We start from the raw sequence: 25730 nt of genomic DNA, 5'->3' as shown, positions 1-25730 counted from the left end.
ATATGATTGTTTACTCCTTATTCTTTACTATCTGAGCCATAAAGTCAGCTTCACAAACCAACTGACTACCCACGAAAGTAAGTCCCCTGACACTAGCCAAGCCACGGCGCACCTCACTGGTGAGCATCACCTTAAAGAGGAGGGTGTCTCCAGGGACGACCTTGTTTCTGAACTTCACATTGTTGATTGTCAGGAAGTAGGTCGAGTAGCGCTCAGGATCCTCGATGCCGCTAAGTACGAGTAGCCCAGCCGTCTGTGCCATAGCCTCGACGATTAGTACACCCGGCATGACAGGCTCTGTGGGGAAGTGACCGAGGAAGAAAGTCTCGTTGAAGCTCACGTTTTTGACCCCCACAATATGGTTCTTGTCTAGGTGGATCACCTTGTCCACAAGGAGGAAAGGATAGCGGTGTGGTAAGAGTCCCTTGATCTGGTTAAGATCAAGTACCGGTGCCGCATTGGGATCGTAAACAGGAGGTTGTGTCTCCATTCCTTTGATCTCCTTGCGGATCGCCCGTGCCAGCTTATTATTGATCTTATGCCCAGGCTTGGTCGCTATGATATGACCCTGCACGAAGATGCCTGCTAAGGCTAGATCGCCTAGTATGTCGATGATCTTGTGGCGTGCGGGCTCGTTGAGGATGCCCTCTTTCGGGTTGATCACACCCAGCTGATTCACCTCAGCAACGGGACGATGGAGAGCCTCCGCCAGTGCTTTAGCATCGCTCTCAGAGAGTGGCTCATCGTTGATCACCATCGCATTGGCTAGGTCTCCGCCCTTGATCAAGCCCTGACTGAGGAGAGGTAGTATCTCTCGTACGAAAACGAAGGAGCGTGCCTCAGCGACCTCCTCGCCATAGCGACTAAGGTCGCGCAGCGAAGCGTATTGGTTGCTCAGTAGCGGAGAGGCAAAGCTTAGGTGCGCCTCTACGCCGAGCTGATCTGATGGAAGAAGGAGAATGGAGGCTCCCGTCTCTTCATCTCTGACCTCGATAGGCTTACGTACGACAAAGACCTCACGAGTCGCAGACTGCTCCTTGAGTCCAGCCTCTTGGATCGCCTGTACATAAGGATAGGCTGAGCCATCTAGTATAGGGGCCTCGTCACCATCGACCGTGATGAGACAGTTGTCCACGCCGAGTGCGTAGAGAGCACTGAGACAATGCTCGAGCGTAGAGACCTGCACAGCGCCACGCTCTATACAAGTAGCACGCTGCGTTGTCGTGACGTAGTCCGCATAAGCGGGGATCGTAGGACTCCCCTCGAGGTCGGAGCGACAAATTTGGTAACCACTATGGGGCTCCGCAGGTGAGAGCGTCAAGGTGTGGTTGGCTCCCGTGTGAAGCCCTACACCTTGGAAGGTGAGTGTCGTAGCGAGTGTGTACTGATTCATAACGTGAGTGTGTCTGCTTTTAGAGTATCTATCTATTTAGTTCCCGAGGAGGCCTGCTCTTCGAGCTTGTCTACTCGGCGCATCAGCTCAGGAAGCTTAGGGAGCGTTGCGAAGGCACGTAGCGCCTTGCCCACAGGCATAGCGGGAGTACCCATCACGATGCTGTGCGGCTGGAGGTCACCCAGTACGCCTGTCTGACCACCGAGCCTCGAGTGGTCGCCTACGGTGAGGTGACCTGCTATGCCCACCTGACCGCCTAGCTGACACCACTCCTTGATGTGTGCCGAGCCGGCTAGTCCTGCTTGGGCTGCGATGACCGTGTGCTCATCGACGGTGCAGTTGTGTGCTATCTGTACGAGGTTGTCGATCTTGACACCCGAAGCGATGCGCGTCACGCCCATCGTAGCGCGATCGATGCAACTATTAGCCCCTATCTCCACATGGTCTCCTATCTCCACATGTCCTATCTGCGGGATCTTGTCATAGCCATGATCCGTAGGAGCAAAGCCAAAGCCATCGGCGCCAATCACTGTGCCCGAATGAATGCGGCAATGATGCCCGATGATGCTATCCGAGTAGAGTGTGACCCGTGGGTGTAGTGTCGTGTGGTCACCGATAGAGCAGTTGGCACCGATGACGCAGTGTGCCGAGATGACGACCTGCTCGCCCAGCTTGACATCCGCTTCGATACAGACGTACGGGCCGATGATGCACTCCTTGGGTATCTCTACCGAAGGGTCTATGATAGCCGTCGGGTGGACGCCCGTCCAGTGAGGTTCCTGCTGAGAGACGTAGAGTCGCATCAGCTGTGAGAGCGTCTCGTAAGGGTTTGCTACACGGATCAACGTCGTAGAGCAGGGCTGTGTCGGAGCAAATCGCTCATCGACGAGTACGGCTGAGGCATGTGTCGTGTAGAGGTAGGGCTCATACTTCATATTGGCTAGGAAGCTCAAGTCTCCCATCTTCGCCTGCTCAATGCCTGCGAAGCCTTGTAGCTGAGCCGTGCCGTCGCCCTCTAGCGTACCACCGATTAGCTTGGCAATGTCTGCAACTGTGTACATCTACCTTATATATATTAGTCTATGATACCCTTGTCTAGGAGCGTCTGCTCCATCTGGCGTGCTAGGTCAGAGGCAGCCTGCGCAGCAGCCGATGCAAAGCGCTCGTCATTGCCGGCATAGATGATACCACGCGAACTATTGACGATTAGCCCGCAGTCGCTCGTCATCGCATGCTCTGCGACCGCCTCCAGGCTACCACCCTGAGCACCTACACCAGGTACGAGGAGGAACGCATTAGGAGCCACCGCCCGCACACGCTCCATCAGATTGCTCTGCGTAGCTCCTACGACAAACATAATATGGTCCGCACCCTCCCAGCTTAGAGCCGTCCGGAGTACCTGCTCGAAGAGGCAAGTCTCCTCGCCCGTATGGAGCATCTGAAAGTCCTGCGCCCCCTGATTGCTCGTCAAGGCTAGTAGGATCACCCACTTGTCGCTATACTCTAGGAAAGGTAGCACACTGTCGCTACCCATGTAGGGAGCCACGGTGAGCGCATCGACCTTAAAGTTCTCGTAGAAGGCACGCGCATACATCTTGCTCGTATTGCCTATGTCACCACGCTTAGCATCGGCGATGATCAGCTGCTCAGGATAATTCTGACGTATGTATTCCACCGTATCGCCAAAGACCTGCATGCCGAAGGCTCCGAGCGTTTCATAGAAAGCTAGGTTGAGCTTAAAGGCTATAGCGTACTGTGCTGTGGCATCGATGATCGCTTTGTTGAAGTCCAGAATAGGATTATCCCCCTTCAGCAGGTGCGGAGGCAACTTCTGTATATCTGGATCAAGACCCACGCAGAGGTAGCTCCGCTTGGCTCGTATTTGTGCTATGATTTGCTCGCGATTCATGAGATAATCTTCTGTTTATTTGAAGTAAGTAGTCATATACGGTCTACTAAGGTAGTGAAAAAACTGGACATCTCTCATCTGCGCTCACGGATCTGATGCTTTTTCCGGCTAATTTTTAATTTGAGGCGCTGGGTAGAAGGTCGATCCCCACGTGGGAATTCTCAAATATCCACGTGGAGAATAAAAAATCTCCACGTGGATATGAAATGAAACTTCGGAGGAATCAAATGAAACTTCGGAGGAATCGTTTCTTCCCTACGTGGAGAATAAAAAATCTCCACGTGGGAAATCGAAAATCTCCACGTGGATATTCTGTTTTATAGTCTCAGTTGATTGGAATACGTCAGTTTAAAGTTTGCCCAGCACCTCAAAATAGGAGTTAGCCCATCACTTGATGCGGAGACCGAGCGTCTTCGTCAGGTAAGCCACCTCTTTGTAGTGCTCGGCATAGTAAGCCGCACGCTCTTGTGCCGTGGAGGCGTGCTGCGTCTGTTCAACGGCTGCGACCTCTGTCGTTAGTGTGAGGTGATCGTTGTGTAGCTTAGCCTTGAGGTAACGCAGCAAAGAGCGTTCGATCCGCTCGAACGACTCCAGCTGTATGTTGCTCACCAAGGAGACTTTGAGTCCATGAGGTGGTTGTAGTTCTGGTGTCACCGTGTGGAGTAGCTGTGAGAGGTAGGCATCGTCTGTCAGCTCCTCATCGGCAAATGCGAACCACCACTTGAGAAGCTCATCAGGCGTGACGGGCTCGTTACGCTGTCCAGACTCTGTAGCATCTGAGTCTTCGTCTGCTTGGGTAGCAGAGGCTTCTTGCGCCGTGAGCGACTCTTGCGCCTGACGCTTGAGAGCCGAGATGCGTAGGGAGGAGCCTTTTGGAGCGTATTGTTTCGGTTGACTAGTCGCTAGCTGAGGACTCTTTTTTTTTTCGCTGGGTGTAGGTGTAGCCTGATAGGTGGCTTGTGGCGTCTGCACGCTACTCTCTTGTGGTGCTGTAGTCGCTGGGGCAGTAGGAGCAGCCGGGGCTGTCGAGGAGGACTGACTAGACGATGGAGCTGGCGCTGGCGCTGCCGTCGCAGGGGCGACCGTAGCATTCTTAAAGGCGCCACACATCTCCGAGATTCCCATCAGTGTCAGCTCGACTAGGAGACGCTTAGCTTGCGATGAGCGGTAGTTACGCTCGCAGGCGACCAGCTTGGAGATAGACTTGTAGAGAAAGAGCGGGTGGATCTGCTGCGCTAGCGTCATAAATCGCTCTGCATGAACACCTGTATAGGGGAAGAGCTGCACCGTCTCTGGGCTTCGTGCCACCAGTAGATTGCGCATAAAGTCTGCTAGTCCGATGATCAGCTGTCGCATGGCGACCCCTTTGCCGAGGAGCTCATCGAGGAGTAAGAGTGTACGCTTGTAGTCTCCACTGTATAGGTAGGTGGTGAAGTAAAAGTAGTACTCGTCGTCTAGTATGTTGAGCGTCTGCAACGTCTGCTCGTAAGAGATGACACCATTCTGTGCCGTACTGGCCAAGCGATCGAAGAGCGAGAGCGCATCGCGCATACCTCCGTCGGCGATCCGCGCTATCGTGTCGAAAGAGCGCGGATCGTACTGCAGCCCCTCCGCATCTGCCACGCGGCGCAGCTGCTCAGCGATCTGCTCTGGCGGTATCGGCTTGAAGTCGTACACCTGACAGCGTGAGAGGATGGTAGGGAGGACTTTGTCCTTTTCAGTTGTAGCTAGGATAAAGACCACATAGCCTGGTGGCTCCTCAAGCGTTTTGAGAAAAGCATTGAATGCGCCCGACGAGAGCATGTGCACCTCGTCGATGATGTAGACCTTGTACTTGCCTTGCTGTGGACGTATGTAGACATCTTCGTTGAGACGGCGTATATCGTCGACCGAGTTGTTGGAAGCAGCATCTAGCTCGTATATGTTGAACGCTCGCTGATGCAGAGCCGCCTGACAGTTGGGGCATACGCCACACGCCTCCCCTTGCGGGGTGAGCTGCTCGCAATTGATCGTGCGAGCTAAGATACGAGCTGCCGAGGTCTTACCCACACCACGAGGACCGCAGAAAAGGTAAGCGTGAGCTATCTTGCCTTGCTTGATAGCACTCTTGAGCGTGAGGCATATAGCCTCCTGCCCGAGCATCTCATCGAAAGTCTGCGGGCGGTACTTACGCGCTGATACTACAAAGTTGTCACTCATCTGCCTTAGGGTTATCATCGTCTGAGTGAGCCTCCTCATAGCGCTCCTGCTCTGATTTGCTCAAAGCTGAGAGACCATTGTTCTGAACGATTTTGGAGAGACGCTCGAGAGACTTCGTCTCCTGAAGCTCCGTAGAGGCAGTCGGCTTAGCCTTCGATCCAGGGACGAAGTCGTGACGATAGAGATTGATAAAGAGTACGATCAGTGAGAGGATCAGCGGCCCGAAGATGACTCCCCAGAAGCCGAAGAGCGAGAGACCGATGAAGACTCCGAAGATCGTGATGAGCGGGTGGATGTTTGCCATCTGCTTCTGTAGGAGTAAGCGAGCCACATTGTCCACGCCGCCGATGACGATGAAGCCGTAGAGAGCTAGTAGGATAGCGTTGAGCCAGTCCCCATTGATCCCCATGACGACTGCTATCGGGATCCACACGAGCATCGTGCCGAGCACAGGGATGATCGTCGTAAAGGTCGTCAGCACCGCAAAGAGCAACGCATTGTCTACCCCAAAGATCAGGTAGCCTATGTAAGCAAAGACTCCCTGTACAATAGCTAAGAGCGGGATGCCGATAGCGTTGCTCTTGACGATACTAATGGTCTCGTTAGAGACCGTCTTCTTATTGCACTCTGTAAAGGGCAGGAGCTCCTCCACCGCTGCTTCAAACTGGTCATAACCTCGTAGCATGAAGTAGAGGAGGAAGAGGATGATAAAGGCGTTTAGAAAGAATGAAGACATCCCTTGCAGCAGCCCCTTTACGAGAGAGGTCGAGAAGCTCGTCAGCTTCTGTATGTTTTCATTACTCCAGAGCTCTATGCCAAAGCGCTCCTCCACTTGTTTGACCACATCCTGCGCTTGTGTCGTCAGCACATTGAGTGACTCAGGATCAAAAGCGGAGAAGAGGTCGATCAGCATCAAAACAATCCCCAGTAGTGGTATCAAAAAGAAAAAGATAGCCTCTACCGTCAGGAGCGATGCCGCCCAGTTGCGGCCCCATCGCTTGCGCTCGACGAGCCACTTCATCTGACCTCGTAGGAGGACATAGATCGTCAAGGCTCCCAGCACGCCACTCATGTAGGGGAGGGAGTGCTTACCGATGATCAGTAACAAGAGGAGAATCAGCGTGATCAGAGAGGTGCGAGGGGTCCAGAAGGAGACTTTATATACAGGCTCTCCAAGCTTCGTACGACTATGTGTCAGGTCTTCGGGAGAGATTTGATTACAACACTGGGTCGTAGACGATGATTGAGAGGAGTCGTTAGGGACTTTGCTATTTGTTGTCATAGAGCTAAGAGTAAGGGTGAGAAGTATCGTATATAGATCAGCCAACTTTCACCCAAAGGTACGAAAAAAGAGGTTAGAGGTTAGAAGTTAGAGGTTAGAAGTTAGAGGTTAGAAGTTAGGGATTAGAAGTTAGAGATTAGATCTACCGTTAGGTCCTTTACCTTGTCTGCAGAGAGATGGATGGGACGCATGGACCCATAAGTGTAGCTCACACCGTGAAAACAATCAGAGCCTACCCACGACGTCGTGGATAGGCTCTGACAATTGGTCTCGCTCGCTCTCAGATTAGAGCGAGTAGAGGGAGAGAGCTTACTTCTTAGCTGCTGCGAGCTTTCTCTGTTGCTGCTTGTTGCGGACTAGGTAAGCAATAGGCGACGCGACAAAGAGCGTACAGAAGATACCGTAAACGATACCGATGAGTAGCGCAAAGGTAAAGCTACGCATAGAGGCTCCACCGAGGATAAAGATGATGAAGACCACTAGGAAGGTCGAGAAGGAAGTCTGTACGGTACGAGCTAGCGTACTATTGAGTGCTTCATTCATCACAAGCTTCTCATCGCGGTTCGGATAGTTGTGTAGCGTCTCACGAACACGGTCGAAGACGACGACCACGTCGTTGATCGAGTATCCAATGATCGCCAGTAGCGCGGCGATGAAGTTCTGATCCAGCTCCATCGTGAAGGGCATGATCTGCCAGAGCAGTATGTAGCTAGCCACGATGAGTAGCGTGGTGGTAGCCACAGAGGCGAAGGCTCCTAGCGAGAAGGCCCAGTTGCGGAAGCGGAGTAAGATGTACAGTCCCATGAAGATCAGGGAGAGAACCACCGCTATGACAGCCTGACGAGAGATATCCTTAGACATACTCGGGCTGACACGCTGTGAGCTGACGACATAGTTGTCGACAAACTGCTGCTGTGTCGTACCCTGTGGAAGGAACTTCTGTACGCCCTCGAAGACCTTACCCATGACGAGTAGCTCCTCATCTTCACTCTCCTGAGTCATGCCGATGCCATAGTTGGTCGAGATACGTACCTGATTGCCCTCTGTACCGATGGAGGTGACGAGGACATGCTCATCTAGGGGCTGCATCAAAGCCTCACGGACCTCAGCCGAAGAGACTGGCTGCTCAAAGGCGACGATATAGTTACGACCGCCTGAGAACTCGATACCTCTATTGAGACCCCATACGAACGAGCCAATGAGACCGAGCACTAGGATAGAGCCAAAGATGATGAAGCCCTTGTTGCGGTTCTCTAGAATCTTGTACGTGGGGTTGTTTAGCAGGTTGCGTGTGAGGAAGGTTGTATAGGTAACCTTGTCCATACGTCCCTTCTTGTCAAGCGCCTCGACAACGATACGTGTCAAGAAGACGGCCGTGATAAAGGAAGCGATGACACCGATGATGAGCGTCGTAGCGAAGCCACGGATAGGACCTGTACCAAAGGCATAGAGTACACCACCCGTGATGACGGTCGTGAGGTTGGAGTCAAAGATTGCTGAGAAGGCATTGCCGTAACCATCTTGTATAGCACGAGTCATAGACTTGCCAGCACGTAGCTCCTCCTTGATACGCTCGAAGATCAGGATGTTCGCATCCACCGCCATACCGAGCGTCAGCACAAGTCCTGCAATACCGGACAGCGTCAAGACGCTGTGGAAAGAGGCCAGGACACCGAGCGTGAAGAAGCTGTTGAGGATCAGAGCACCATCGGCAATAAGACCTGGGATAAGACCGTAAGCGAGGCACATATAGATCATCAGTAGGATGATCGCAATGATAAAGGAGATGATACCTGCCTGGATAGACTCGCTACCGAGGGTTGGTCCGACGACACTCTCCTGCTCGATCTCGACAGAAGCCTCCATACGTCCAGAGTTGAGGACGTTGGCAAGGTCGGTCGTCTCATCGACCGTAAAGGCACCAGAGATCTCAGAGCGACCACCTGTAATCTCCGAGTTGACATTAGGTGCTGAATAGACGACACCATCGAGGACGATAGCGATATTTCTACCGATATTGTCACCCGTCAGGCGCGCCCACTTGCGGGCTCCCTCATCATTCATAGTCATAGTGACGACGGGACGGTTCTGACCGAGGTCGTTGCGCACCTCACTACGTGCCGTAGTGACCACCTCACCACCTAGATCGGGGAGTGCATTGCGGTTACCACGGATAGCGTATAGCTCGTAGATGTCTGTCTCCTTGCCTGTCTGTGGGTTCTTGATAGGCGAGTTACCCCAGAGAAGCATTAGGTCCTCACGGATTATCTTCTGCTTCTGAGCCTCCTCGAGCATCTCATCGATCTTGTCTAGATCAGCACGACGAGCGTAACCGACGACGGTACCACGATTGGTCATGTTGAGCTTGCTAAAGAGGACATCCTCTACACCTGTGGTAGCAGGCTTCTGTACTGCTGTCGAGTCAGCCACAGTAGCTGTCGAGTCAGCTGCGGTAGCGGCCGTATCGGCAGGCATCAGGTCGTTGCCGTTTGCCATAGCGGTGAGACGGTTGTTGGCATCGATGAGGTCGCTAGCGATCTCGTCGTAAGTGTAAGTGCGCCAGAACTGTAGGTTAGCGCTGCGCTGTAGTAGCTCACGGACACGCTGAGGCTCTGTGACACCAGGTAGCTCGACAAGGATACGACCCTGCCCCTCGATGCGCTGTACGTTTGGAGCGACCACACCAAAGCGGTCGATACGCGTCTTGAGGACGTTGATGGCAGCGTCGATAGCACTGCTGTACTTCTCTTGAAGCACCTCGATAACCTCCTGATCGCTAGACTTAGGGGAGATGACATCACGGAGGGGGCCATTGCTAAAGATGACAGCGAGCGACCCTGAGGGCTCGAGCTCTTTGTAAGCCTTTACGAAAGTTCCGACGAAGTCATTACTGCCCTCCTTAGCGGCCTTGTCTATAGCCTCGATGAAGGCTGGCGACTGGTTATGTCCTGAGAGGTTGCGCAGGAGATCACGTCCGTTGACCTTGAGGACGACGTTCATACCGCCCTTGAGGTCTAGTCCGAGGCCTATCTGCTGGTTGCGGGCTTTCTTGAGCGTGTAGCCAAACCACACCTTCTCGTTGGCCATTGAGTCGAGGTACGCTTTGCCATCCTCGCCCGCTGCGGTCATCGCCAGTGCCTTCTGATCATAGTGCCTTACCACAGGGGTAAAGGAGATGTAGAAAGCGCAGATGATCGTCAGTAGAGAGGCGAAGAGGATCACAAATCCTTTGTTCTGCATGAGTATATTTGATATATCGTTATTATTTCACGTAGTCTAGATTGCCACAAAGTTACGCTAAAATATACTATTGACAAACAGATACCCCTCCGATCGTCCAAAAAACTACTCGGCGCCACACTGCGAAAGCGCCCAAACGTGGCTATGGGATAACAAAAATAGGACGGCACCTAAGCACCGTCCTATTCATTACAGAGCGGAAAACGAGGCTCGAACTCGCGACCCTCAGCTTGGGAAGCTGATGCTCTACCAACTGAGCTATTTCCGCATATCACCCTCCTCGGATTGTGAAGGCAAAGGTACAATAATTTTTCAAACCAACGTCCGAGACGAATAACATTTGTAGGGACGCACGATCTGTGCGCCCCTACGGAGATCGGGGTTACAGCGTTTGATGAGTAGAATTGTCGTGCTGACGTAGCTTGCGTAGGGGCGGACCTGCGTGTCCGCCCGCAGAATAGACTGCGCTCAGGTGAGGACGGGCGGACACACAGGTCCGCCCCTACGGAGATCGGGGTTACAGCGTTTGATGAGTAGAATTGTCGTGCTGACGTAGCTTGTGTAGGGGCGGACCTGCGTGTCCGCCCGCAGAATAGACTGCGCTCAGGTGAGGACGGGCGGACACACAGGTCCGCCCCTACGGTGGGAGCTTCCACCCCGCCGAGCGGTTCACCCGAAGAGAAGTCGACCGAGCTTCCGAAACGAGAAAAAACTTCGCATTTTGCTTGCATTTGAACTTAGAAAGCAGCGGGTTACTCGGCTCGTGCGTCCCTACGTGGATATTCGTTTAGGAGTCGGCTCGTTGTGTCGACGGCAGCCCTTTGCGTTTTTAGGACTGACGGTAGCGCTATCGACGTGCGTACTGCGAGCGACCGAGCGAGTAGACGTCTCCTCCGAGACTGTCTACGGCTACGATGACGGGGAGCTCCTCGACACGTAGCTTGCGGATCGCTTCGGGTCCTAAGTCGTCGAAGGCGATCACCTCGGCCTCCTTGACGCACTTGCCCATCAGGGCGGCGGCTCCACCGATGGCGGCAAAGTAAACGCCTTTGTACTGCTTGATCGCATCAACGACCTCTGGGCTACGCAAGCCCTTGCCGATCATCACACGCAGGCCGTGGGCTATGAGCGTCGGCGAATAGGCATCCATACGTCCTCCCGTAGTGGGACCGACGGAGCCAATAGGCTGTCCAGGCTTAGCGGGGCAAGGACCCGCATAGTAAACGACTTGCCCAGCGAAGTCGAAGGGCATCTCCTCGCCTCGCTCTAGCATCTCGACAAGACGCAGATGCGCTGCGTCACGTGCTGTATAGATAGTCCCCGAGATGTAGCACATATCTCCCGCTCTGAGCGGAGTAATCATCTCTGTCGTAAAGGGGGCTCTGAGTATCTTCTTCTCTTCCATGTCTCTATATATTTATAGTACACCCTCTGCGTGACGTGTGGCGTGGCAACTGATATTGACCGCTACGGGTAGGCCTGCGATGTGTGTTGCACCCGTATTGATGGCGACGGCTAAGGCGGTGGTGTCTCCACCGAAGCCCGCTGGGCCGATGCCCATCTTATTGATCTCTTGGAGTAGCTCCTCCTCAATCTCAGCCACGGCGGGATCGGGATGACGCTCACCGATAGGACGTAGTAGGGCGCGCTTAGCTAGCTCCGCAGAGCGCTCCATCGTGCCACCGATACCGATGCCGACGATGATCGGTGGACAGGGGTTGCCCCCAGCGTGGGAGATGGTGTCGAGGATAAACTGCTTGATGCCGGCTACCCCTTGACTGGGGGTGAGCATCGAGAGTGCACTCTTATTTTCACTGCCGAAGCCCTTGGGAGCTACGGTGATGTGCATTTGGTCACCGGGCACGATGCGGTAGTGGATGACAGCGGGTGTGTTGTCTCCCGTATTGTGTCGATGTATCGGGTCACTCACGACGGACTTGCGCAGGTAGCCGTGGGTGTAGCCTCTGCGGACGCCCTCGTTGATGGCGTCTTCGATCAGATCACCCTCGACGTGCAGATCCTGTCCCATGTCGACGAAGATGACGGTCATACCCGTATCTTGACACATAGGGGCACGCTCACTGCGCGCGATGTGGACGTTTTCGATGATGGTACTAAGTACGTTTCGTGCTAGAGGCGAGCGATCTCGCTCTGCGCCCTGCTGCATGGCAGCCTCGATGTCGGGCGATAGATTGACACAAGCCTCTATGCAAAGTTTCTCCACCAAGTCTGTGATGGCTGTAGAGGATATTGTACGCATATATTAAGTGTGTAAGTAAACTGTCTTGTTAAGTAGTTATGGACGAATGAGTTTGCAGCTGTATCGCTCACCTGCTCCGGTAAGATGTACGATGTAAACGCCAGATTGCAGCGCATAGTCGGCAAGGGATAGTGATGAGTGTGCACTCGCTAGCGGAAGCGACAAGATGCGCTGCCCAGCAGCACTATAGAGCTCTACCTCTGCTGCGGCATTCCCAGCCAACCATGAGTCTGGCAGTAGGAGGTAGAGACGCTCTCCGATGAGCATCACACGTGGCTCGTCTGCAGACTCTAGGTCAGATGTACCGCCCGCCTTGAGCTTACCCAAGACGATGGGGTCTATCCAGTAGTGACCTAAGTAAGGTGCACGCCCAGCCTTTGCAGGCTCCCAGTTAGAGCCGACGAGGCGCCACGCATAGGGGGTGGCGTGTGGCTGCGCTTTGCTCATGAGCAGTGGTGCTGACAGGGGCTTGCCCTCACTCCCCTCTAGTGCTATGTAGTAGGAGCCTGCGGGGAGTGTCAGCGACTCACCATCTTTTGCGGGGAAGAAGGCTTGGAAGGCATCTGAGAGTGTTCGCATCTGTGGACTTTGTCCCGAGTCATTTAGCAGTAGATACGTAGGCTTCGGTAGCGTCTGCTCGTAGAGCTTCTCACCAGGCTTGCCCCCCTTGTCGCCATATATAGTGAGGGTCACGGGCGTCCACTCCTGTATGGCCCCCATGACCAGTACCGAGCCTAGGTACTGCACAGATGTGTCGATGTCGTAGCGCACCGCGATACCCTCGACAGTTGCATCAGGGGTGCTAATGGCCACACTGTCACGCATCAGACTGTAGAGCTGATGTGAGAGGCGTACGGGAGGCATCGTGGCAAAAGGATCTAGTCCCCCCCAAGGAAGTCTGATCACTCGTTGGTGCGAGGTGAGGCTTCAGACACTTATCATCAGGGTAGCCCGTGAAAACCTCGCTTAGAGCGTAGTAATAGTCATTGTACGGAGTAGAGCAGTAGGAGTTGCCACCCGAGAGAGCCCCGATGAGACGATGATCTCTGTCGAAGAGACCCGATCCTGAGGAGCCTCCGGCAGTTGTCCCGACATCCCACTCCTTGATATGTAGGTGCGAATTGACCCATCGTACAGGCACCGATGCTATATCGTAACTCTCTAGAGCGGGCTTATCGTTCGAGCGATTGTAGCGTCGTACGGAGGCCTTCGGATGATGGATGCCGATGACTGGCGCGGGGAAGTCACGCTCAGCATTCCACCCTGCCAGGTAGGGCTTGTAGCTGGGCGGTATAGCACATTGTCCCTGTGGTACATCTGGTCTGACGCCTGTGATACGAAGCAGGCACATGTCATGCTCCTCATTATAGGCGACCAGCTCGGCACCCGCTAGCGTTTGCTCCTCGATGCCATTGATGAGAGGATCGCCTGTGGGACTAAAGTAGTTGAAGTAAAAAACAGACTGCTCTGCACTCTGACGTACATAGTCGAGGTCTCTGTACTGATAGCTAGCATTGAGGCAGTGGGCTGCGGTCAAGACGAGAGCCTCTCCATCTTGGCGGCTGTTGTTGATCAACGTGCCTGACGAGAAGTAGCGTCCCCGCACCACTAACAGGAGTTCGCTACGAGCGATGCGCTCCACCTCTGGGTGCCGCACCGTCGCCTCAGCGCACTCAAGTCCCTTCACGACAAACCAGGGAGAACCTGGTCCTTGATGACCTCCGACTGCAGGTGGTAGCTCCTCCCCTACGGCAGTGAGCAGAGCGGTCGTAACGGTCGACAATCGCCACGGGAGATCTCTGCGCTTGCCACTGGCGGGATAGAAGTAGACTATGAGTCGCTCGCCATAAAGTGGAGCCGTGGTAAGGCTATGAGACGAGACATTGTTTGCCTCGGTAAAAGCGCCTCGCACATCGCCCTCTTCATTCGTTATAAGGAGCATATCGCCACGACTCAGTTGATACTGATCAAAGTAGAGTGTATTCCAGCCTGCCTCCTCAAGCTGCAGCACACCCTGCCAAGCACGCTCGCCCGAAGCGGTCGTGATCCAGTCGCCCCACAGCTGGCTCTCGGGCAGCTGACAGTACTCTATCGCCGGCAGCTCCAAGAGTCGTAGCCCCGAGGAAGTCGTCTCCTCTTGCTGTCGGAGTGTGCTAGTAGGCTGCGTGCGAGAGGTCGCTTGTAGCTGGTAAGCCTCTAGAGTATTGCGCAGTGTGGTATGACGCTCCCCTAGATCCGTCACTATGGTAGCGGGGAGAGGCGTCGAGAGCTGAGCCACCGCAGGCAAAGCCAGTAGGAGCGCGATGAGCGAGAGACACGCGCACCTGCCGTAGGAGAGCAAACCTGTGCAAGAGCGAGTCCTAAACCGACGCAAAGCTCCCGTCACTAGAGGCGTATCGAGTCTATTCATAGGGATAGTCCGAAAGATATTCTCTCAAAGGTACGAATAAACTCGAACAGCAGAAAAACAGTCCCCCGCATCTCCTACACAAAGACGCCCCCGCCACCACCTATCGTGATGATTGGAGCGTCTTGGATATCGGCAGCAACGTCTCTCTAGTAGACCTTCTTGTCTTTACAATAGCTGGGAAACGTCACGCCGAAGATCACATCGATGAGCTTGCGTATGGAGAAGGCTTTTAGACCGTTCGATTAGAAGCGATAGCCTAGGCCTACGTAGAAGTTCATATTGTTGACCTTTACCTCATCAAAAGCGGAGGTATTGAGTAGGCCATACTCGAAGCCTAGGTTGACCCCAAACTGACGATACTCAAAGGCTGCCTGCAGTCCGAGACCAAGGTCGAAGGGCTTGAGGACCTTAGGATCTGTCTTGTAGGGATTGTTTTCACCCTTGTTGACTGCATCATCAGCAGCCTTGGCCATCTCTCTAGCAGCATCAGCTATCTTACCTTCGCCAGTTACCGAGGTCTTCTGAGAGACCTTCCCTAGGAATCCGTAAGAGAACCAAGGACCAGCCTGGATAGAGACCGCCATATCGGGAGCGACAGCTACACGATATCCTACATGTACGGGGACCTCTACGTTGTGTAGCCATGTAGAGGAGACGACCTTCATAGCGTAGTCAGTCATCTTAGGCAGCTCGACCGTAGCCTTAGTACCACGGCTGAGGAAGTAGAGACCCGGATTGATGTAGAAGCCATCTGATATGGCGAACTCGACACCAGCACCGACACGATAGCCGGTGAGTATGTCTCCATCATTCGTTTCTCCATTCGCCTTGCCAGTCATGTTGGAGAAGTTAGCGCCAGCCTCCACCTTGATCGTGGGGCGCATCTGAGCTGTCGCGAGCGTAGTAGCTGCGAGCAGCGTGATGAGTGATAGAATTACCTTCTTCATAGTAAATAGGGTTTATGTGATACAGAAGGGCGACCTGCCCATAAGTGAGTAGGTCGCCCCATCAGCTTCGTTAGAGAAGTCGATTTAGGTCGCTCTGATTAGAAGCGATAGCCTAGACCTACGTAGAAGTTCATGTTGTTGACCTTCACGTTCTCGACATTAGAGGTGTTGAGTAGACCATACTCGAAGCCTAGGTTGACACCAAACTGACGATACTCGAAGGCAGCCTGCATACCGACACCTAGGTCAAAGGGCTTGAGGCTCTGCTTAACAGCTTTGCCATCCTTGTATGGGTTGTTGTCACCCTTGTTGAGCTCGTCAACGATCTTCTTTGCAGCATCAGCAGCGAGACCCTCTCCGGTTGCCTTGTAAACTCTCTTACCGAGGAATCCGTAAGAGAACCAAGGACCAGCCTGGATAGAGACCGCCATGTCGGGAGCGATACCTGCGCGATATCCTACGTGTACAGGGACCTCGACGTTGTGTAGCCAAAGAGTTGCATCAGCCTTAGCACCTAGCAGCTCTATACCCTCGCTCTTAGCACCACGGCTGAGGAAGTACAGACCTGGGTTAACGTAGAAGCCTTCAGCAAAGCCAAACTCAGCGCCAACACCTACACGGTAGCCGATCATCATCTTGCCATCGGTTGACTTGTCGTTGACCTTGGTCGTCTGGTTAGCGAAGTTAGCACCAGCCTCCACCTTGATCGTGGGGCGCATCTGAGCTGTAGCTAGCGTTGTAGCTGCGAGCAGCGTGACGAGTGATAGAATTACTTTCTTCATTGTTAGTTGATTATGAAATTGTTAATTAGATATGAGTCGGTCTAAAGGTACTCCCTCTTGCAGTCGCCTAAATACGCTTATTTAGCCGTGTGGAAGTGCCTTCCGATGGCAAATATACAGAAAAACGATTACAGCGCAAGTTACAGCCTAGATTCGTAGATCTCCCTCGGGGAGTATTTACTGTACTACGTCCCTAGCGGGAGCGTCGTACTAGAGTCCTCGGGGACGATAACACAATCTTACTTGACGACGAGTCGCTGTGATGCGCTCTCGGTGACTACGAGATAGGTCCCGTCGCTTAGAGCGGTGAGGTCTATCTGTAGGCTGCCTGAACGGTCAGCACGTAGGCGTGTGATCAGCTGTCCCTCTAGCGTGTAGAGTGCTACGGTAGCCTTAGGTACTAGACCTGCGACGATCGCATACTCCTTAGCTGGGTTAGGATAGACTGAGAGCGTAGCCGCGGTGGCTGCATCAAGCCCTGTGTGATCGACGAACTCAGCAACGACTGTCACATCCTCAGTGACCGTAAAGGTCATATCCTTGAGGATATCTTTACCGTTGGCTGTGAGCTTGGTGAGCTCGCACTTATCGTTAGCACCCTTAGCTACGACCGTGAGCTTAGTCCCCTCGGGTACAGCCTTGAGGTCTACCTTCTCCTGGATAGAGATGGTGCCGTGCTCGTTGCTTTGCAGCGTGACGACGTAGTTCTTCTGTAGCTTGGTAAAGGTTGCCTTGACCTCGGTATCTTCTTTCATCTCAAAGGACTTGGTAGCTAGGATGTCCTCGGATCCAGCCGTAAGCGCTGTGAGCTCGTAGCCGATCTCGGGTGTAGCCTCGATGGTTACGATCGTCCCTTGAGCCACATGCGTTAAGTCTGTGATCTCGGAGCCATCAGCTTTGGCAATGATTTTACCACCTTCTGAAGGGGTGAGTGTCAATTCGAAAGTCTTGGGCTCGGGGTTTAGATCCTTAAAGACCGCCTCTACTATGAGGTCCTCCTCGACTCTGCAACTATAGTCGAGTGGTCTGTCGGCGTTGAGTGGTAGCTCATCGCCATTGACGATCCACTTCTCCAGCTTATAGCCATCGCTGGGCTTGGCGGTTATGTAGAGCCCTGTGTACTCAACAATCTGCTCCCCAGATTGCAAGGTGACTAGCCGACTGTTTTCGTCAAAGTAGACGGCTGTTAGGGTGCCTCCCTCTGTAGGTGTGGCAAAGAAAGTTACCGTGTACATATCGCTTTCTACAGCTTGCTGCAGAGACCTCTGCTGACCGTAGAGCTGCGTCACGGCAAGAGCTAAGAGGCATAGCCAGATGGGTAGTAATCTTTTCATCGTATGGTAGATAGGTTTAGTTAGTATGTGCGACCATTGGGCGGTCAAGCGTCTTAATAAATAATCGGACTCCCTCAGCTCAAGGTCTGACGAACATCGGCTGAGGGAGTCCCTCCCTGTACATCAATCGTGCGCAGGTATGAGTGGCTGCTCAGTGCGCCTCACATATAGGCTAGCGCATTACCTTGGTTACCTCACCGCCTATGGTGAGTAGGTAGCTACCTGCGGGAAGCTCTGCAACTGATAGCTGCAGACTACCCATGAGGTCTGTACGTGCGCGCTGCAAGAGCATGCCGCCTGCTGTGTAGAGAGCGACCTCTGCATGAGGAGCTGCGTATATGATCTCGATGTAGTCTCTCGTGAGTTGTAGCTGGTAGCTCTTAGCCGTGGCGATGCGCTCATTGGCTAGTGGGTTCTTGCCACTGTTTTCATAGCCTTTGTAGTCATAGACGAGCCACGACTTATTGTTGGCAATCTTCACATCGGCACTGTTGACTTGGTTTTCCTCACCATTGTCCGCTGAATTGATCGCATAGAGCTCACCACGCTCCCCAGCACTTCTCGCGGGCAGGCTCTCGAAGAGTTGCTTCATAGCTTGTGCGTTGATCGCGTTCTTGTAGCAGAATATCTCTTTGAGTGCAGGGCAGGGGTTGAGGTCGAGAGCTGTCAGCAGATTCTCTCGGCAGTCGAGGGTCTCTAGGCGTGAAAGACCTTCGAGAGAGAGAGTCGTGAGTTGGTTCTCAGCGACATCTAGCTCAGTGATCTGAGTGCAGTCTGAGAGACCCTTGATCTCGGATAGGCTGTTGCGCTCTAGACTTACCTCCTTTAGTTTGGTTAGCCCTGTCAGGTCTACCGTCGTCATGTGATTGCCCGGGAGCCAAGCGGTCTCTAGCTCGGTACAATCAGAGAGGTCGAGTGCGGGGAGCTCACTACCGGCGCAATTGATGAAGGTGAGCTCGGAGCAGCCCTTGACATTGATAGAGGTCATCGTATTGTGCAGGGCAAACAGTCTGACGAGCTTAGGACTCTGAGAGGCATCGATGTCGTACACGCGACCGCCGTTTTCGGAGCTATCGATCGTATGTACGAGTCCGATGATGCGGATCATACCCCGCTTGGACTGGTACTTCTCAATAGATGGTACGCCACTTGGGATGACTTTCTCCAGGATGACGCCCTCATCGGTCTCTACCTTAACCTTGCTGTCTGAAGCAAAGCCTGCGAGTCCTAGGTAGACGTCCTTGTCCGGCTTGACTCTTATGGTGATACAAGGATCTGTAGTTTGGCTCTTTTGACCAGGGATATCTATCTTCCAGCCTTTATCGATAGCGATGTAGCCAGCAGCTGCCTCAGCACCAGCATTGCCAGAGACTTTGATAGTACCTTCGGCTGTCGGGAGGGCTGTATAGATCTTATTGAGCGCCTCGGCATCGAGCTGATTGCTCTGTAAGTATAGCGTCCTCAGAGCGGGCAGTGATCCTAGCGTGAGCGATGTGAGCTGATTGCCATCGAGCTCTAGGTCGTTGAGGAGCGGACACTCCCCAAGTGTGACCTGTGCGATCTGATTGTTGGGTACTCTCAGTCTTTTGAGCTTAGCCAGGGAGAGAGTTTCCTCACCGAGCGTGGTGAGCTTATTGCCCTTGGCATAAAACTCGGTGATAGATGCTGGGAGAGCGATCTGCTCTAAGGCACAATTGTCGGCTCGTATGGAGCTGAGACTAGTGAGTGTAGAGACCTCGAGCGAAGTCAGAGCGGGATTGTCTGAGACGATCAGCGTCCTAAGCGTATTTAAGCCAGATAGATCTAAGGTCGCTAACTGATTTAGCTTGACATTGAGTGTGGAGATAGAGGTGAGCCCATGCACATTGAGGCTAGTCAGATGGTTGTTTTGCAGATTGAGACTCTCTATCGCTGGAGTCTTAGAGAGATCTAGCGTGGTGAGCTCGTTGTCCGCTAGGGAGAGCATACCCATGGATGGTGCATCGATAGTGATCGCTGTGATCTTGGCTCCTGTCGCTAGGAAGGAGAGACAATCCCCATAAATCTTGATTTCCTCGCCAGCTTTTTGCCCCTTGACCATCGTGGCGGTGGGGGAGACCAGTGTGCCGTCACCCCAGTCTATCTGGATGGGCGTAGTGCCTCCGATGATTGTAAAGGAATAGTTCGTCCCGATCTCTCCTGATGTGGTGAGTCGTATCGTCGGCTCACTAGCATCTCTCAGGGTGCTGATAGGAGCCGGCTGTCTCTCGAGCGCATGGCTCATCGATGGACAGCAAAGGATCAAAAGTAGTAGGAGTAGAGGTGTAATTCTTTTTCTCATAGTAGATTGTGTTGGGATTAAAGAGATGTGATTTGTAGCACTGGGGTTATGAACGACTTTGTGTCTGATTTATGCGAGATCCTATCGTGGGAGCCGAAGATCTTCGTGAGAAATAATATCGGAGACTGTCGCACGCAACAATCTCCGATAGTTCTTTGTGGGGAGCCACGGGAGGAAGATCGAGGCTTCCTCCGTGGCTATCCGAAAGTAAGTTAACTATGATGTATACTCAGTCAGTATGACTCGTAAGAGAGATGACGAACTGACTATGCACGTAGTTTTACAGAGTCGTTAGTGCTTGATGACGAGTCGCTGTGATGCGCTCTCGGTGACTACGAGATAGGTGCCGTCGCTTAGAGCGGTCAGGTCTATCTGTAGGCTGCCTGAGCGGTCAGCACGTAGACGCGTGATCAGCTGTCCCTCGAGCGTGTAGAGTGCTACGGTAGCCTCAGGTGCTAGACCTGCGACGATCGCATACTCCTTAGCTGGGTTAGGATAGAGTGAGAGCGTAGCCGTGGTGGCTGCCTCAAGCCCTGTGTGATCGACGAACTCAGCAACGACTGTCATATCCTCAGTGACCGTAAAGGTCATATCCTTGAGGATATCTTTACCGTTGGCTGTGAGCTTGGTGAGCTCGCACTTATCGTTAGCACCCTTAGCTACGACCGTGAGCTTAGTACCCTCGGGTACAGCCTTGAGGTCTACCTTCTCCTGGATAGAGATGGTGCCGTGCTCGTTGCTTTGCAGCGTGACGACGTAGTTCTTCTGTAGCTTGGTAAAGGTTGCCTTGACCTCGGTAGCTCCCTTCATCTCAAAGGACTTGGTAGCTAGGATATCCTCGGATCCAGCCGTAAGCGCTGTGAGCTCGTAGCCGGTCTCGGGTGTAGCCTCGATGGTTACCTTAGTACCCTCGGTGACGTTGTCACCAGACTTTAGCTCCTTGTCACCAACCTTAGCTGCGAGGCTACCGCCCTTGGTAGCTGTGAGGGTGAGCGGATATACCTTCTTGAAGACTACCTTGAGGTCAAGGTCAGCCTTGAGCTGATGCTCGTATACCGTAGGATTGCTAGGTGTGACATCCTCATCGTTGGCTATCCAGCTTACGATCTTATAGCCATCGTTAGCCTTTGCTGTGAAGGTGAGATAGGTCTCATCACCAGTGAACTTGGCACCGGTTTCGAAGGGGACCTCCTCCTCCTTGTCATTGTCATAGTAAGTAGCCGTGACGGTACCACCCTCGGTAGGATCAGCTGCAAAGGTTACCGTGTGCTCCTCAACAGGAGTTGAACCCTTGAAGATGGCGACTACGTTGAGATCCCCAGTGAGCTCGGTAGCGTACTGCTCTGGGTTGGTAAAGTCCACGGGAGCGTCTAGACCATTGACGGTAAACTTCTCGAACTCATAGCCAGCGTATGCCTCAGCTTTGAAGGTTACATATTTGCCTTCAGGCACCTTGTTGCCAGAAACTATATCAACGTTACTGAAGCCTTCGGCGTAAGTTGCTGTGACGATACCGCACTCAAAAGGATCAGCTGCGAAGGTGACGGTGTAGCCGTCGTTGGTATCGTCAGCCTTCTTGAAGTATACCTGAACGTCAGAGTTCTTTTGGATGGCCATCGATAGCATATTGTCGTTGCCAGCGAAGGTATCCTCCTTGCCGTTGACAGTCCACTTCTCTACCGTGTATCCTGGATCAGCTTCTGCCTGGAAGAACAAGTTTGTAGCATAGTCTACCTCGTCCCCACTATTTACAGTGTAGGGATCTCCAGTTGCTGGATAAGCTAAGACGGATAGCTTACCACCTTCGGTAGCTACACCGTAGGTGAGTGTCACCTTGCTAGGTGCAGGCGTATTCTGCTTGAAGACAGCCTCTACCGTAAGGTCTGCATGGATGGTGTGAATATACTGATTAGGAGTGGAATCATCGAGAGGTTGCTCCTCGCCATCAACAATCCACTTTTCTAGCTCATAGCCTTCGTTAGCCTTTGCTGTGAAGGTGAGCCAGCTAGACTCTTTAACTCGATCACCAGAATTGAAGGGGACTAGTGTATACCCTTCTCCAAAGTAGGTAGCTGTCACGACACCACCCTCGTTAGGTGTGGCGAAGAAGGTGACTAAGTGTCCCTCAGTCGCTGCGCCCTCCTTGAAGTGTGCCTTGATATCGTTGGTACCCTCTACGACTGTGTACTCGATGGTCGTCTGCCCGGGGAAGAGCTCCTCACCATTGATCGTCCATCCAGATACAGAGTAACCCGTGCTAGGTGTAGCGACGAACTGAAGCGTATTGCCGATAGCAATCGAGTCACCACTGGCAATGGGTGTATTGTCTAGCTTGTCTGTACAAGCGAGTGCACCCTCGCCATCGTATGTAAAGGTGACGACAGCCTTAGGAGCTGTAGTCGATACGAAGTTGGCAACGATCGTGTTGGCCTTGTCTGGTCGGACATAGTAGGAGATATCTGTCTGACCAGCGAGTGTGTCTACACTGTTGATGGTCCAGTTAAGTAGCTTAGCACCAGCATCAGCCGTAGCGGTGAAGCGGAGTGAGGTGTCCTCCTGGATAGAGTCTCCAGAGTTTATCTGATCACCCCAATATCCTATCTTACCAGTTACGGAGCCAGCTCCAGTTGCAGAGAAGGTGACAGGTAGCACAGCTAGCTTCTTAAAGATAGCCTTGAAGGCGACATCCGCCGTTACTACGTAGTCGTAGATCTTACTCGTCTCATACGCAGTACTGCGTACGCCATCGATCTCCCAATAGTCAAAGGCGTAACCATCTTCCTTGTAAGCGTAGATTGAGATCTTGCTACCGTCGGGTACGATGCCCCCTGAGGTGACATTTTCCCAGTAGCTGTCCTTGACGTCTACTCTACCTCCCTCAGCAGGAGAGGCTTCAAACGTGACAACGCGAGGAGTAAACTGATTGAACTCAACATAGAGTGTGTCCTCTGAATAGAAGGAGTGTGAGAACTCTTTCTTACCATTGTAGAACTCATCGCTCTTACCATTGACACTCCAGCTCTTTACCATATAGAGGGAGTCAGGTACTGCTGTGAAGTCGATGCTTGAACCCTTTGCGATGGGGTAGCCATCCTTGACAGGAACTTGCGTATAGTAAGGACTGTACAAGCTCATTTTGCCTGTAACCTTACCGCCATCACTAGAGGAGAAGTGTACTGGAATAGTCTCTGTATCAGCTCCTGCGGCAAAGTGTGCGACGATGGTGTTGTCACCCTCTTTAACCTTATAGATGAGAGGACTCTCCTTGCCGATAGTGTCTCCTGCGAGCGTCCAGCCGACGAGATGATACCCCTCGCTAGGCTTAGCTAATAGGATCACTTGAGACTCTTCGTAGAGCTTTTCACCAGAAGCGACCTCTGCGAAGGTGGCATTGTAACTACTGCTTTCTTTCTTAAAGCCTACGACCTCTCCATTTGCCTCTGCGGAGAAGTTGATGGTCAGCTGGTCTTTCATGCGCGCAAAGAGCTTGACATGGGTCTTGTCCATGATCTTATACTCTATAGACGAGCCATTAGCACTTTGCGGATAGAGTGATCCGTTGATCTCCCAGTGGTCGAGCTTGTAAGCATCCTCAAAGCGAGGAGTAAAGGTAACAGCTGAGCCACGCTTGACAGAGTCCCCTGAGTTGATGGGACTCCAATTAAAGTACGCCTCTAGTGTTGCGCCTTCTGTAGCCTCGTAGGTGAGCTGGTCATAGACAGGATCAATGACCTCTACGCTCAGCGTAGTCTCGGCAATAACCGTGTAGACGACTTCCTTCTTGCCGTAGCTATCGTTGTCCTTTTTACCATTGATGGTCCAGTGACCTACGTCTTTGTCTCCCTTGGGCGACACCTCAAAGGAGACACGTGTACCTGCTGGCACCATGTCTCCATCCTTGACGTCTGTATTGCCCCACCCAGATGTGGCAAGGTAAGAGGCTTTTATACTTCCCTCTCCGACGACGGAGAAATGAACCGCATAGCCGTCAGCAGGGGCTGTCTTGAAGTGCGCAACTACATTGAGCGGCGCTTGTAGGTTCTCTGTAGGAAGGGTGTAGTCGGTGAGGTCGTTTCGCTCACCATTGACCTCCCAGTAGTCTAGCTGGTAGCCTTCATTGGCCTCTGCGTAGAAGTTGACATCTAGTCCGGCAGAGACATTTTGACCTGACGTGATGGTTTCCCACGGAGAGACAACGGTCGCTCTGATCGTGCCTCCCTCCATAGCGCTGAAGGTCACGGGGTAGGTCTTCTGACCGTAGACCCGTGGCACTGCAAACGCTAAGAAGCATAGCAGAATGGGTAATAGTCTTTTCATAGCTTGTACTAAGTTTAGTGTATAAATAAGTTTCTTGCGTAGTGTAGGCATCCTATCTTCGATTACTGCTACCGTCCTGCTGCATCTCACTACGCTACGACTGATCGCCTCGTAATCAAATGCAGGAGAATGCTTAAAGTGTCGCCGACAACCTGCCTTCACAAGGGCGAAATTAAGCAATCTTTTAATAAAAAACAAGCCCTCTCGACTTTGCTTCAAACTTTATGTCTGAAAAGGGGCAAAGTCGAGGGGGCTTACGACAGTCTGTCGCGATAACTAGAGGAGGAGTCTCTCGCACCAGTCTGCGCTGAGGAGTAGATAGACCCCTTGTGGCAGTAGGCTCGTGGGAATCTCTGCATATCCTGTGCCGTCGCTCTCGGCGCTGGCGACAGAGATGCCACTCATGGAGCATAGCTCTATATGAATGCCAGGGGCAAGCTCTGAGAGCTCGATGCCCTGCTCTGTGACGACGATATGTGGGCGGGGTGCGACACTACTATATGTAGGTGTCGTGCCGACATGGCTGCCAGCATAGGGATTGCGTCCTTCGTTTTCACCACCGAGCCAGTCGTAGATATCCCAAGCACGCTGATTGGCTAGCGCTACATCCTCTGGAGCGCACTTGTTTTGCTCTGTAGGGCTGGTGCTGTCTAGCAGATAGATACGAGCCTTGTTGGTGACTTGACGCTGTGGCAGTCGCTCGATGAGCTTGTGGATAGTCTCACTCGACAAGCGATTGTTGTAGAGATAGACACGGTTGATAAGTGCTGAGGTACCGCTTGGGAGCGTTACAGACTCTAGCGCATTGTCTGTCGCAGAGAGCATCAAGAGCTTCTCATTGCTACTGACATCTAGCTGGGTCAGCTGGTTAAAATCTAGTGAGAGCAGATTGAGACTACTCATCCCTGCGATGTCTAGCTCAGTGATCTGATTATGATGCGCATAGAGAGCAGCTAGGGCTTTGCTAGCAGCGGTCAGATCGAGTTTAGTCAACTTATTGCTGGAGAGATCTAGATAAGATATCTCCCCATGGATGGTAATCTGCTCTCTCGAGGAGATCGTAAAGGAGTTGTACCGATACTGAACGTACTCATAGCGCTCGCCTGGATCGCAGACTCCATTGTTATTGAGGTCTATCCATACGTTTTCGGCACCCGCGGGAGACTCGATCAGGACCTTTAGCTTATCGCCTACCGCAGCATCGGTGGCGATGACGATCTGAGCATTGCCAGCATACGGCGCAGTCTGCGTCTGCGCAGCTCCTGAGAGAGCTGAGCAGAGCAGAAAGGTGGATAATAAGAGAGGTAGTCGCTTCATATCCTTTAGTTGTCTCATCG

The 25730-nt window shown here is 52.8% G+C and carries 16 protein-coding genes and 1 tRNA gene; all 17 read right to left on the bottom strand.

Annotated elements, in window-relative coordinates; genetic code table 11:
• Window positions 1–10: 10 nt before the first annotated feature.
• A complete protein-coding gene (locus PORAS_RS01930; protein WP_013759968.1) occupies window positions 11–1393 on the bottom strand; it encodes a bifunctional UDP-3-O-[3-hydroxymyristoyl] N-acetylglucosamine deacetylase/3-hydroxyacyl-ACP dehydratase in 1383 nt (460 codons plus the stop codon).
• Between the two features lie 32 nt (window positions 1394–1425).
• Entirely contained in the window at window positions 1426–2454 is a 1029-nt protein-coding gene (lpxD, locus tag PORAS_RS01925; protein ID WP_013759967.1) for a UDP-3-O-(3-hydroxymyristoyl)glucosamine N-acyltransferase, read from the bottom strand.
• Window positions 2455–2468: 14 nt separating this feature from the next.
• The gene (gene pyrF / locus PORAS_RS01920; RefSeq protein ID WP_013759966.1) at window positions 2469–3302 is read right to left on the bottom strand and encodes an orotidine-5'-phosphate decarboxylase; all 834 of its coding nucleotides are present in this window, start codon (window positions 3300–3302) and stop codon (window positions 2469–2471) included.
• 387 nt (window positions 3303–3689) lie between these two features.
• On the bottom strand, window positions 3690–5540 hold the full coding sequence (gene dnaX, locus PORAS_RS01915) for a DNA polymerase III subunit gamma/tau (protein WP_013759965.1): 1851 nt from the start codon (window positions 5538–5540) through the stop codon (window positions 3690–3692).
• Window positions 5494–6783 (bottom strand): AI-2E family transporter, encoded by a 1290-nt coding sequence (locus PORAS_RS01910; protein ID WP_013759964.1) that lies wholly within the window; start codon window positions 6781–6783, stop codon window positions 5494–5496. Before PORAS_RS01910 ends, dnaX begins: the two co-directional genes overlap by 47 nt.
• A gap of 309 nt (window positions 6784–7092) precedes the next feature.
• On the bottom strand, window positions 7093–10023 hold the full coding sequence (gene secDF, locus PORAS_RS01905; protein WP_013759963.1) for a protein translocase subunit SecDF: 2931 nt from the start codon (window positions 10021–10023) through the stop codon (window positions 7093–7095).
• A gap of 195 nt (window positions 10024–10218) precedes the next feature.
• Window positions 10219–10291: transfer RNA gene (locus PORAS_RS01900), tRNA-Gly, on the bottom strand.
• Window positions 10292–10870: 579 nt separating this feature from the next.
• A complete protein-coding gene (locus PORAS_RS01895; protein WP_004331532.1) occupies window positions 10871–11428 on the bottom strand; it encodes a Fe-S-containing hydro-lyase in 558 nt (185 codons plus the stop codon).
• A gap of 12 nt (window positions 11429–11440) precedes the next feature.
• Window positions 11441–12283, bottom strand: a complete 843-nt coding sequence (locus tag PORAS_RS01890) for a fumarate hydratase (protein WP_004331535.1) — start codon at window positions 12281–12283, stop codon at window positions 11441–11443.
• 36 nt (window positions 12284–12319) lie between these two features.
• A complete protein-coding gene (locus tag PORAS_RS09060) occupies window positions 12320–13147 on the bottom strand; it encodes a T9SS type A sorting domain-containing protein (RefSeq protein ID WP_013759962.1) in 828 nt (275 codons plus the stop codon).
• Entirely contained in the window at window positions 13101–14693 is a 1593-nt protein-coding gene (locus tag PORAS_RS01885) for a trypsin-like serine peptidase (protein ID WP_013759961.1), read from the bottom strand. The genes PORAS_RS09060 and PORAS_RS01885 overlap by 47 nt, the downstream gene beginning before the upstream one ends.
• A 242-nt stretch (window positions 14694–14935) precedes the next feature.
• The gene (locus PORAS_RS01880; protein WP_013759960.1) at window positions 14936–15640 is read right to left on the bottom strand and encodes a porin family protein; all 705 of its coding nucleotides are present in this window, start codon (window positions 15638–15640) and stop codon (window positions 14936–14938) included.
• Window positions 15641–15738: 98 nt separating this feature from the next.
• Window positions 15739–16422: a porin family protein gene (locus tag PORAS_RS01875; RefSeq protein ID WP_013759959.1), complete on the bottom strand. Its 684-nt coding sequence runs from the start codon at window positions 16420–16422 to the stop codon at window positions 15739–15741.
• Window positions 16423–16661: 239 nt separating this feature from the next.
• Window positions 16662–17756: an InlB B-repeat-containing protein gene (locus PORAS_RS01870; protein ID WP_013759958.1), complete on the bottom strand. Its 1095-nt coding sequence runs from the start codon at window positions 17754–17756 to the stop codon at window positions 16662–16664.
• A gap of 172 nt (window positions 17757–17928) precedes the next feature.
• Window positions 17929–20076, bottom strand: a complete 2148-nt coding sequence (locus PORAS_RS01865; protein WP_013759957.1) for a leucine-rich repeat domain-containing protein — start codon at window positions 20074–20076, stop codon at window positions 17929–17931.
• 291 nt (window positions 20077–20367) lie between these two features.
• The gene (locus tag PORAS_RS01860) at window positions 20368–24393 is read right to left on the bottom strand and encodes an InlB B-repeat-containing protein (RefSeq protein ID WP_013759956.1); all 4026 of its coding nucleotides are present in this window, start codon (window positions 24391–24393) and stop codon (window positions 20368–20370) included.
• 276 nt (window positions 24394–24669) lie between these two features.
• A complete protein-coding gene (locus tag PORAS_RS01855) occupies window positions 24670–25728 on the bottom strand; it encodes a leucine-rich repeat domain-containing protein (RefSeq protein ID WP_044211177.1) in 1059 nt (352 codons plus the stop codon).
• Between the last annotated feature and the right edge of the window lie 2 nt (window positions 25729–25730).

Origin of the sequence: Porphyromonas asaccharolytica DSM 20707, from assembly GCF_000212375.1 — a bacterium.
Lineage (GTDB): Bacteria > Bacteroidota > Bacteroidia > Bacteroidales > Porphyromonadaceae > Porphyromonas > Porphyromonas asaccharolytica.
Note: the sequence above shows the minus strand (reverse complement) of the source record. Positions and strands in the feature narration are given on the sequence as shown.